Annotated in this window: 9 protein-coding genes; 5 read left to right on the top strand and 4 right to left on the bottom strand. The window is 65.7% G+C overall.

Going from position 1 to position 9,894, the window contains the following annotated elements; translation table 11 throughout:
* Window positions 1-528: 528 nt before the first annotated feature.
* The 4 genes from IAG41_RS21595 to IAG41_RS21580 form a co-directional block, all read right to left on the bottom strand.
* The gene (locus IAG41_RS21595) at window positions 529-1,980 is read right to left on the bottom strand and encodes an HD-GYP domain-containing protein (protein ID WP_187730755.1); all 1,452 of its coding nucleotides are present in this window, start codon (window positions 1,978-1,980) and stop codon (window positions 529-531) included.
* A 166-nt stretch (window positions 1,981-2,146) separates the two neighbouring features.
* Window positions 2,147-2,320 carry a YegP family protein gene (locus IAG41_RS21590; protein WP_187730754.1) on the bottom strand — a complete coding sequence of 58 codons (174 nt, stop codon included), beginning with the start codon at window positions 2,318-2,320 and terminating at the stop codon, window positions 2,147-2,149.
* 34 nt (window positions 2,321-2,354) lie between these two features.
* Window positions 2,355-3,437 carry an NAD(P)/FAD-dependent oxidoreductase gene (locus IAG41_RS21585; RefSeq protein WP_187730753.1) on the bottom strand — a complete coding sequence of 361 codons (1,083 nt, stop codon included), beginning with the start codon at window positions 3,435-3,437 and terminating at the stop codon, window positions 2,355-2,357.
* Window positions 3,434-4,378 carry an alpha/beta fold hydrolase gene (locus IAG41_RS21580; RefSeq protein WP_187730752.1) on the bottom strand — a complete coding sequence of 315 codons (945 nt, stop codon included), beginning with the start codon at window positions 4,376-4,378 and terminating at the stop codon, window positions 3,434-3,436. The genes IAG41_RS21585 and IAG41_RS21580 overlap by 4 nt, the downstream gene beginning before the upstream one ends.
* 50 nt (window positions 4,379-4,428) lie before the next feature.
* On the opposite strand from IAG41_RS21580, the gene IAG41_RS23570 reads away from it, so the two are divergent.
* The 5 genes from IAG41_RS23570 to IAG41_RS21555 are packed head-to-tail and all read left to right on the top strand — an operon-like array spanning window position 4,429 to window position 9,850.
* The gene (locus IAG41_RS23570; RefSeq protein WP_187730751.1) at window positions 4,429-5,094 is read left to right on the top strand and encodes a prepilin peptidase; all 666 of its coding nucleotides are present in this window, start codon (window positions 4,429-4,431) and stop codon (window positions 5,092-5,094) included.
* A gap of 59 nt (window positions 5,095-5,153) precedes the next feature.
* The gene (gene cpaB, locus IAG41_RS21570; protein WP_187730750.1) at window positions 5,154-6,194 is read left to right on the top strand and encodes a Flp pilus assembly protein CpaB; all 1,041 of its coding nucleotides are present in this window, start codon (window positions 5,154-5,156) and stop codon (window positions 6,192-6,194) included.
* Window position 6,195: 1 nt separating this feature from the next.
* Window positions 6,196-7,899 (top strand): type II and III secretion system protein family protein, encoded by a 1,704-nt coding sequence (locus tag IAG41_RS21565; protein WP_187730749.1) that lies wholly within the window; start codon window positions 6,196-6,198, stop codon window positions 7,897-7,899.
* Window positions 7,900-7,919: 20 nt separating this feature from the next.
* The gene (locus IAG41_RS21560; RefSeq protein ID WP_316251202.1) at window positions 7,920-8,552 is read left to right on the top strand and encodes a CpaD family pilus assembly protein; all 633 of its coding nucleotides are present in this window, start codon (window positions 7,920-7,922) and stop codon (window positions 8,550-8,552) included.
* On the top strand, window positions 8,549-9,850 hold the full coding sequence (locus tag IAG41_RS21555) for a P-loop NTPase (RefSeq protein ID WP_187730747.1): 1,302 nt from the start codon (window positions 8,549-8,551) through the stop codon (window positions 9,848-9,850). The genes IAG41_RS21560 and IAG41_RS21555 overlap by 4 nt, the downstream gene beginning before the upstream one ends.
* Window positions 9,851-9,894: the final 44 nt, after the last annotated feature.

Genomic DNA, 9,894 nt, shown 5'->3' with positions numbered 1-9,894 from the left:
TGGACTAAAGGGAGCGACGCCCAACCCGCCAGATCGAGTGCCGGAGGCAACGCCGCCGCGCCGCGCGGCGTCCACCGCGAAAGCAGCGCCAGCGCTGCCCGGCTCCGAGGGAGCCCAATAAAGACGCACACTCGATCCGGCCGGCCGTCAGGGCGGCGTGCGCGCGCGCCCGTGCGCCAGCCGCCGCGCGGCCCTGCGGCCAATCGAGTGCCACGCGGGCAACCAAGGTGCTGCGAACCCTGGTGGCTTCCGAAGGAAGCCCGCCAGTATACGCTCCATCTACCCGCGTTCCGCTGGCCTTCCTTGTTCGAATCTCCCGACCAACCAATCATGCCTCGCCCCTTCTTGATTGATTGTCATCAGATCTCGACGTGAAAATTTGCTTGCCACCGTTCTCGGATATTCGTTGGCGATTATCGGAGTGGCCGCCTCTGAACGGAAGGAAGTGGTGTTCAACACCTCCACTCTGGCACATCGATGCCGTCGGGGGGGGCGTCCACCCCGTCACCACTTTCGGACATTCGCCATTTAGAAGTCTACACCCCTAGCCGAGGCCGGTCCCGCGCGGTCGCCGAGTCTTCGCGTTTGGGGCGCGCTGGCGGCGGCAAGGATCTTCTCCGCCATCATCGTCCAGTCGGTGAAACCCCATGCGGCGGGCTCTTCCTCGCTCAGGATCTGGTCGTTCGCGAGACTGTCGTCGATCACCACTTCCACGCCGGGCAGCATCACGCGGTCTCGCGTCGAGAAGAAGGCCAGCACCCTGGGCCGCGACGCGCGCTGGCCGTTTTCGAGGACAATGCCGAGCCGGTTGGAACGCAGGCGCACGAGCATGCCGGGCGAGAAGACGCCGATGCTCTGCATGAACTTGAAGAGCAGCTCCGGATCGAAATGCCCCTGCCAGCCGCGCATCTTCACGATTGCCTCGTCGGGCGCCCAGGCATTCTTGTAGCTGCGGTTCGAAGTCAGCGCGTCATAGACGTCGCAGATCGCCCCCATGCGCGCGGCCAGGCTGATCTGGGAGCCCTGCAGCTTGAAGGGATAGCCGGTGCCGTCGACGCGCTCGTGATGATGCAGGCAGACGTCGAGTGCCGCCTCGGGAATCCCCACCGCATTCTGCAGCAATTGATGTCCCTGCTGCGGATGCGTCCGGACGATCGCGAACTCCTCGTCGGTGAGGCTGCTCGGCTTGTTGAGCACGAGATCGGGCACGGCCATCTTGCCCACGTCATGGAGGAGGCCGGCCACCCCGAGCGCGTGCACCTGGCCATGATCGAGATCGAGATGCTTGGCGAGGTTCACCATCAGCGCGCACACCGCCACCGAATGGAGATAGGTATATTCGTCCTTGGACTTGAGCCGCGTCAGTCCGATCAGCGCCCGGGAATTGCGGCTCACCGAGGCGGAAACCTCTTCGACCACCGGCACGATCACTTCGGAGCGGATCGCCTTGCCCAGCCGTGCCTCTGCGAACAGCGCCCTGATGACGCGCTTCGAGCGATTGATGACCTGGGTCGCGCGCGCGCGCTCCTCCGCTGCGCTGCAGGGCCGCTCGATCGAGCGCTGGATGGCGATCGCGACGGGCCGGATCGCCGATTCGGCGCGGGGCATCGGCTTGGCGGAAACCGGTTCGGCCTGATTTGCCGGCGCGGGAATGGTCAGCGGCACACCGCGGCTCTCGTCGATCACCAGCGTTACAACGTCTGAATCGAGCAGAGTCGTCAGGTCATCCGGCGAAGAAAGCAGGAAGCGGGACCGCCAGAACGGGTGGCTGAACCAAGACCCGTCCAGGGCATGAATATACATGCCTAGCCGCGTCTGATCCCGGGAAATTCTTCGCAGCAAGTGACCGCCCGCGTAAAGTTGCCTCCACAATGGACCTACGCAAGAATCATTAATGCATTGCGAATCCCGCCAAAGACTAACCTGGATCAATTGCAAGCGGTGCAAATCGACTTTCAATCGCCTGCCGCGGGATGCCATCTCTATTGGACAAAGCAATCCTATTCGTTTCGGCAACGCAACCTGCGGTAATCGCGCCGAAAACGATCCCGCCAAGCAACGCCCGGCAAGTCGACTGACTCCGGGGCAATTCTACTTGTGAAGGATCGCTAACCTGCCGATGCTAGTGCGCACGGCAGCGATTGACTTAGCCCTCTTCGACGGGCGCGTCCGGGCCGTTCTTGATGATCGATTCGATCGCATTCTTGGCGCCGGCCTTGCTCGAATAACCTTCGGTCCAGAAGATCACTTCGGCATTATATTTGAACTTGGCCACATATTCACCGGCCTTGTTCTGCTCGATCACGAACTTGTGCGCCATACGACTCTCCTTCGTTACGAGAGGGCAACATAGGTTAGAAACGGGTGGGCGAATAGCGGGCAGCGTCGATATGAGCGACCGATGCGTCGGGTGCGTGCCCGAGCAGAAGTGCGGCTGCGAGCCGGGCGGCGGCGGGCGCCGTCTGGATGCCGAAGCCCCCCTGCCCCGCGCACCAGAAGAAGCCCGGGACCTGGCTGTCGAAGCCGTAGACCGGGCGCCGATCAGGGGCGAAGCTGCGCAGCCCCGCCCATTTATGCTCGAGCGCCGCGACCTGCCAATCGACGACATGCTCGAACCGGTCGATCGCTATGGCCACATCGATCTCCTCGGGCGCGGCGTCGCACGGATCGGTGGCGATCTCGTCATGCGGGCTGAGCCACAGCCGCCCGCCTGCCTCGGGCTTGAAATAGAAGGTACCGCCGATATGCGCGACGAGCGGGCAATCGGCGGGCGGCGCGGGATCGGTGCGCAGTTGCGCCATGGTGCGGCGATAGGGCTGAATGCCGAGCGGGCGGACGCCGGCCATCGCCGCGACGGAATCGGCCCAGGCGCCGGCGGCATCGACCAGGATATCGGCTTCGAAACTGCCGGCGTGAGTCGCGAGCTTCCAGATGCCGGCGGCGCGCTCGGCGGCTTCGAGACCGGTGGAGAGCCGCAGATCGGCGCCGGCGCGCTTCGCGGTGGCGAGGAACGCTGCATGGAGCCCGGCGACATCGATATATTCGCAGCTCGGCTCATGGACGCCGAGCGTCCATTCCGGGCGAAGGCCGGGGATCATCATGTGCGGATCGACGGCGCGGAGCGCCACGCCGCTGGCTTCGAACTCGGTGAGCAGCGCATCGATCGCCGCGGCTTCGTCCCGCCGACCGATATGGAGCGATCCGAGCGGTTCGAGGAACCCGCCCGCCCGGAGCGGCTGGCCCGATGCGGTGGTGAGCGGCTGGATGTCCGGCCCGCCATAGGTTTCGGACCAGAAAGCGGCGGAGCGGCCGGTCGAGTGATAGCCGGGCCGGTCCTCGCCTTCGAGGATCAGCACGCGCACATGCGGCGCGAGTTCGGCCGCAAGGCTGGCGCCCGCGATGCCGGCGCCGATGATGGCGACGTCGTAGGCGCTCAATTCTGCTGCGCTCTCGCCGCCAGGAAGGTGTCGATCTCGCCCAATGCCCGATCGCGGACGGCATCGGCCTCGCGGAGAATTTCGTGCGCGCTCTCCTTGCCGAAAGTGACGATGCGGGCGTCGGCCAACCTTGGGCCAATCCGGAGCGCGGCACGGGCGTCGACCAGCGCGTCCGCCTCGGCGACGAGCATCAGCACCGGGACCGGCATCGTTTCGAGCTGCGGATTTTCCTCCAGTTCGCGCATCGACTTGAACGCCTCAATCACCCAGCGCCAGCTCGGCGGCCCTGTGAGGATCGCCGGATCGTGCTGCTGCCACCAGATCTCGTCGGCATAGCGGTCGGCATCATGGGTGAGGAGCGCGGCGCGGGTCTCGGTGGTGTAGGGCTTTTCATTGCCCTTCCATGCGCGGCGCGTGGGATCGCCGAGATTGCCCAGGATGCGTGCGGCGCGCTCGGCGTAGCGACCGAATGGGCTCTTCACGCCGAGCATCGGCGCGATCAGCACGGCGGCGTCGGGCCGGATCGCGCCCTCGACCAGCGCGCGCAGCACCAGATGCCCGCCCATCGAATGCCCCATCACGACATGCGGACCCGGCGTTCCGGCGATCCATTCGGCGTGGAAGGTTTTGAAATCGGCGATGAACTGGTCGAAGCTCTCGATATCGCCGCAATTGGCGGCCTTGGTGAGCCGGCCAGAGCCGCCCTGGCCCCGCCAATCGAACGACGTGATCGTCCAGCCGGCATCGTGCCAGTGCGCGAAGCTCTCCAGATATTTTTCGAAAATGTCGCCGCGGCCGCCCTGGAAGAGGATCGATCCGCGCGGAGTATCCGTGTCGGCTGGCCAGGTTAGCGCGCGTAGTTGCCATCCGTCGGGGGCGGGCCAGTGATGGATTTCGGCGCCGGCGGGGAAGGCACGACGGTCGATTGCGGAAACTGCCATGGGGACTGGTTACGTTTTGATAAGCCGTCCCGTCTAGGCATTTGCCTGATATGGGGGCTTTTGGAGCAACATTCCTGCTGGGCACGCTGGTGCTGCTCCTGGTTTCGGCCGGGGTCCAGGACGCGCGTTTCCGCGAGATCGCCAATTGGAAGAACATCGCCATCGCCCTGCTCGCGCCGCTCTGGTGGTGGGCGAACGGGCTGGCGCTGTGGCCGGACATGGCAATCCAGCTCGGCGTGGCGGCAATCGTCTTCGCTTTCTTCGCCGGCGCGTTCGCGATCGGCCAGATGGGCGGCGGCGACGTCAAGCTGATCGGCGCGCTGGCCTTGTGGCTTCCGCTGCAGCCGCTCGTCTCGATGATGATGACGATGGCGCTGATCGGTGGTGGACTGACGCTGCTGATGGTCGCGGATCAATGGGTGCGTCGCGGACACGGCATGCCCAAACCGAAAAAAGGGGCACTGGCGGTTCTGCTGGTGCTCGGCATCGGCATCGTGCTGCTGTTCCAGCCCGGTGTGCTGGACTGGCTGCGCGGGCAGCCGATGCTGTGGCTACTGACGATCATGGCACTGCTGTGTGGCGTCAGCCTGTTGCTGTTGCTTGCGCTGGGCTCAGCCCGTCGCCGTGGGATCCTGCCCGAGGTCCCCTACGGCGTAGCAATTGCGATCGCGGGACTTTTAGTTCTTCGCGAACCTATTCTTAACCAGTTCGGGTGATGATTAACAACGGCGCAACCGGGGCCGCCCAAGTATTATTCGAGAAGGCTTGAAGCGAAATGGATGCACGCAAGCTCATTCTGCTCGTCGGCGCGCTAGTCGTAGCCGCGATCACCGCGTTCATGGCGCGCAACCTTATGGTGGGTGCTCCGGCGCCTGTCGCCGGGGCGGCGCCTACATCGGCTTCGGCGCCTGAAAACACGACCGAGGTGCTTGTCGCCAAGCGCGCGCTGCCGGTCGGCACGATCCTCGACGCGAGCGCGGTGGAATTCCGCCCCTGGCCAAAGGAACTCGTCGAGGGCGCCTACTATGTGAAGGGCGAGGCCGAGCCGGGCAAGATGCAGGGCACCGTGGTGCGCTTCGCGATTCCGGCAGGCCAGCCGCTGACCCAGGGCGCGATCGTCAAGCCAGGCGACCGCGGCTTCCTGGCGGCGGCGCTCGGACCGGGCATGCGCGCGGTCACCGTTCCGGTTTCGACGCAGAGCGCTGTCGCCGGCTTCGTCTTCCCGGGCGACCGAGTCGATCTGGTGCTCACCCAGTCGGTCTCCGGTGGCGGCGATGGCCCGCCGCTCAAGGCTTCCGAGACGATCCTGCGCAACCTGCGCGTTCTCGCCACCGACCAGCGCACCGACAAGAATACTGACGACAAGGGCAACACCGTCGTCAGCACCTATTCGACCGTCACCGTCGAGGCGACGCCCAAGATCGCCGAGAAGATCGCGGTCGCGCAGACCGTCGGCAGCCTCTCGCTGTCGCTGCGCTCGATCGCCGACAATCAGGGCGAGCTCGAGGAAGCGATCGCCAGCGGTGAAGTCAATGTTCCAGCCAATGGCGACGCCAAGGCCGAAAAGGCAATGATGGCGCGCGTTTCGGCGCGGCCTTCGGAGGGCGTGCCGACCTTCGCCACCGGTGCCGACGTGTCGCGCTTCCAGCGCAGCACCGTGCCCGGCAAACCCGCCGCCGATCGTCCGGCGATGGCGGCACCGGCGCCGTCCGGCTCGCCCTATCCGGGTGGCGTTGCGCCGGTGCAACAGGGTCCCACGGTGCGGATCGTACGCGGGAGCGACACGAGCGTCGTTTCCGTCGGGGGGAAGAATTGAGATGACCATCAAGAAGCTCGTCCGCGTCGCGCTGGCGACCTCCGCCTCGACGGTGCTCGCGCTCGGCGCGCCCGCTCTGGCGCAGAACGCGCCCAAGCCGACCGCCCGCGTCGCTCAGCTCCCCGCCGGCACCCAGCGCCCGACCACCGAGGTCCTGCTGTCGATCGGCGAAGGCGAATTGATCACTTTGCCCGCCAACGCGGCTGCGATCTGGACGTCCAATCCCGGCGTGGCAGACGTCTATGTCTCCAACCCGCACCAGATCCATCTCTATGGCAAGGAATTCGGCGAAGCGACGGTGTTCGCGACCAGCGCGAGCGGCGCGGTCATCTATGCGACCAATGTCCGCGTCAGCCAGAACATCACGTCGATCGATCGCATGCTCAAGCTCGCAATGCCCGAGGCGGACATCAAGGTCACCACGGTAGGCCAGATCGCCGTCATCAACGGGACGGTCGCGTCGCCGGCCGACAGCGAACAGGCGCAGCGCCTGGTCACGTCGCTGCTCAATCCCGGGGTCGATACTTCCTCCCCCGCTGCGATTCTCAAGATCGGCGTGGTCAACCGCCTGCGCACCGCGACGCCGCTGCAGGTCAATCTGCAGGTCCGCTTCGCCGAAGTGACGCGCAGCTTCATCAAGAATGTTGGCGTCAACATCCTGACGCGCGACCAGACCAGCGGCTTCCAGTTCGGCGTTGCATCGGGCACGCGAGCAAACTTCGGCACGATCGGCACCCCCGACATCTCGAAACTGCCGGTGCTCGACGCGTCGTCGAAGTTCGGCTTCCCGGCGGGCACGATCAGCCTGCCCTTCGATCCGGCGCGCGGCGACTTCATCTATCCGGGCACGGGCAGCACCTATAACTTCACCAAGAGCCCATCGGCGAACACCACGCTGGGCCTCGCGGGCAAGCTGCTGGGGCTCGACGTGCTCTCGGCGATCGATCTGGGCGAGCGCATCGGCCAGGTGACCACGCTGGCCAATCCCAACCTGACCGCGCTTTCGGGCGAGACGGCGACCTTCCTGGCCGGCGGCGAGATTCCGATCCCCATCGCCCAGGGCCTGGGCACCGTCGCGATCGAGTACAAGCAATATGGCGTCAGCCTGGCGTTCACGCCGACCGTGCTGGCTGATGGCCGCATCTCACTACGGGTGAAGCCCGAAGTTTCCGCGCTCGACGCCTCGAGCTCGGTTACCTTCGGCGGCACCACCATTCCCGGGATCAGCACGCGGCGCAGCGAAACCACGATCGAGCTCGGCTCGGGCGAGAGCATGATGATCGCCGGGCTGCTGCAGAACACCCACAACAACAGCTTCGACAAGGCCCCGGGCCTGGGCGACGTGCCGATCCTCGGCGCATTGTTCCGCTCGAACGCCTGGCAGCGCAACGAAACCGAGCTGGTGATCGTGATCACCCCGTATCTGGTGAAGCCGGTCAACGCGAACCAGATCGTCCTGCCGACCGACGGCTACAAGGCGCCGGACGACCTGCAACGCCTGCTCGGCGGCCAGCTTGGCGGCGGCAGCAGCGGCGGCGATCGGCCCAAGCCGATGATGGCACCCAGCGGCGAAACCGGTCCCTCGGTCGGCGCGATGTCGCCGGTGCCGGTCACGCCCACTGCCCCTGCCGCGAGCCAGCCGGCAAAGGCGCAGCCCAAGTCGAAGAAGGGCGCCGTCAGCGCCGCCCCGGGCTTCGGCCTGTAATGTTTCGAGGAGACCAGATCGTGTCGCGTTTCAGTCCCCTGCTCCTCGCCCCAGCGCTGCTGCTCAGCGCCTGCGGCACCTATAATGGCGGCGTCGAATCGGTGTATCAGCCGGTCGTCCAGCGCAACGACTATGTCCTCGATCTCGCGACGTCGGGTTACGCTCTGGCGCCGGGCGAATCGCAGCGGCTGGCGGGCTGGCTGCAGTCGATGCGCCTCAGCTATGGCGATCATGTCGCAATCGATGACGGCGCCGACGGCACCACTGCCCGCGAAGAGATCGGCGCCCTCACCGGCGGCTATGGCATCCTGCTTTCGGACAAGGCACCGACCACCGTCGGTCAGATCGCACCGGGCACGCTCCGTGTGGTCGTCACGCGGATGACGGCCACCGTGCCCAAATGCCCCGATTTCTCGCGCGTCTATCAGCCCGATCTGTCGTCCAGCACGACCTCGAATTATGGCTGCTCGGTCAACGGCAATTTGGCGGCGATGATCGCCGATCCGGCCGACCTCGTCCGCGGCGAACCGGGCTCGCCCACCAGCGATGCGAACACCGCCACCAAGGCGGTGCGCGCGCTGCGCGCCGCGGCGCCCAGCGGCGCCGGCGGCACGACGATCAAGTCCGACTCGGCCAGCGGAGGCCCCAAGTGAACATGCCTTTCAACCCGGGCCGCACCGCCCATCGCGAACCGTTCACTGCATTCGTCTGCGACGAGGCGACGGCGGAAACGCTGCGCCCGATCGCCGTCGAGCTCGGCTGGTCGCCCGAAAAGGTCAACAAGGGCGGCCTGCGCAACGCCGTGCAGACGCTGTCGGTCTCGGCGAGCCCGAACATCCTGTTCGTCGACCTCTCCGAATCGGGCGACCCGCTCAACGACATCAACGCGCTCGCCGAAGTCTGCGAGCCCGGCACGATCGTGATCGCATCGGGTCAGGTCAACGACGTCCGCCTCTATCGCGACCTCGTCGCCAGCGGCATCCACGACTATCTGCTCAAGCCGCTCAACCCCGATGCGCTGCGCGATACCTTCGCCCAGGCGCAGTCGGCGCTGAATGCGCCCAAGCTGGCCGAGCCCGGCACCGAACGCCCGCATTGCGCGGTGGCGGTTATCGGCACGCGCGGCGGCGTCGGCGCATCGACGATCGCGACCTCGCTCGCCTGGCTGATGAGCGACAAGCATACCCGCTCGACGGCTTTGCTCGACCTGGACGTGCATTTCGGCACCGCCGCGCTGGCGCTCGACCTCGAGCCCGGCCGCGGCCTGACCGACGCAATCGAGAATCCGAGCCGCATCGACGGACTGTTCATCGAACGCGCGATGGTGAAGGCATCGGAACGCCTGGCGGTGCTTTCCGCCGAGGCGCCGATCAATTCGCCGGTGATCAGCGACGGCGCCGCTTTCTACCAGCTCCAGGAAGAGATGCGCAGCGCGTTCGAATGCACTGTCGTCGATCTGCCGCGCGGCATGCTGGTCAACCACCCGCATCTGATTACCGACATCCAGGTGGCGGTGCTGGTGACCGAATTGACCCTGGCCGCCGCGCGCGACGCGATCCGCATCCTTTCGTGGTTCAAGTCGAACGCGCCGCAGACCCAGGTGATCGTCGTCGCCAACAAGGTTCCGCAGGCGGCGCTGCTCGAGATCAGTCGCAAGGATTTCGAAGGCTCGATCGAGCGCAAGATCGACGTGCTGATCCCGTTCGAACCCAAGGTCGCCTCGCAGGCGGCCAAATTGGGCAAGCCCCTGGCCGAAGCCGGCAAGAGCACCAAATCGCTCGCGCCGATCAGCGACCTAGCCGCACGCATCACCGCCATCACCGATTCGGGTGAGCATGACGACAAGGTCGAGCGCGCCAAGGGTGCAGCAAAGGCGAATGCGCGCGGTGCTTCGCTGCTGAGCAAGCTGACCGGCTTCAAAAACAGGATGCCGAAAAAGGCAAAGAAGTAACCCCTGCCCATTAGGGTGGCGGATCATAGTTGATTTGGAGGCGT

The organism is Sphingomonas sp. JC676, assembly GCF_014489075.1.
Classification (GTDB): domain Bacteria; phylum Pseudomonadota; class Alphaproteobacteria; order Sphingomonadales; family Sphingomonadaceae; genus Sphingomonas.
The sequence above is the reverse complement of the archived record's forward strand: the minus strand, read 5'-3'. Positions and strand labels throughout refer to the sequence as shown.

Bases quoted from the DNA above. Each gene is read 5' to 3' on its own strand.
- IAG41_RS21565 (WP_187730749.1), top strand. From the start codon at position 6,196: ATGACCATCAAGAAGCTCGTCCGCGTCGCGCTGGCGACCTCCGCCTCG.
- IAG41_RS21580 (WP_187730752.1), bottom strand. From the start codon at position 4,378: ATGGCAGTTTCCGCAATCGACCGTCGTGCCTTCCCCGCCGGCGCCGAA.
- IAG41_RS21595 (WP_187730755.1), bottom strand. From the start codon at position 1,980: ATGGCATCCCGCGGCAGGCGATTGAAAGTCGATTTGCACCGCTTGCAA.
- cpaB (WP_187730750.1), top strand. From the start codon at position 5,154: ATGGATGCACGCAAGCTCATTCTGCTCGTCGGCGCGCTAGTCGTAGCC.
- IAG41_RS21590 (WP_187730754.1), bottom strand. From the start codon at position 2,320: ATGGCGCACAAGTTCGTGATCGAGCAGAACAAGGCCGGTGAATATGTG.
- IAG41_RS23570 (WP_187730751.1), top strand. From the start codon at position 4,429: ATGGGGGCTTTTGGAGCAACATTCCTGCTGGGCACGCTGGTGCTGCTC.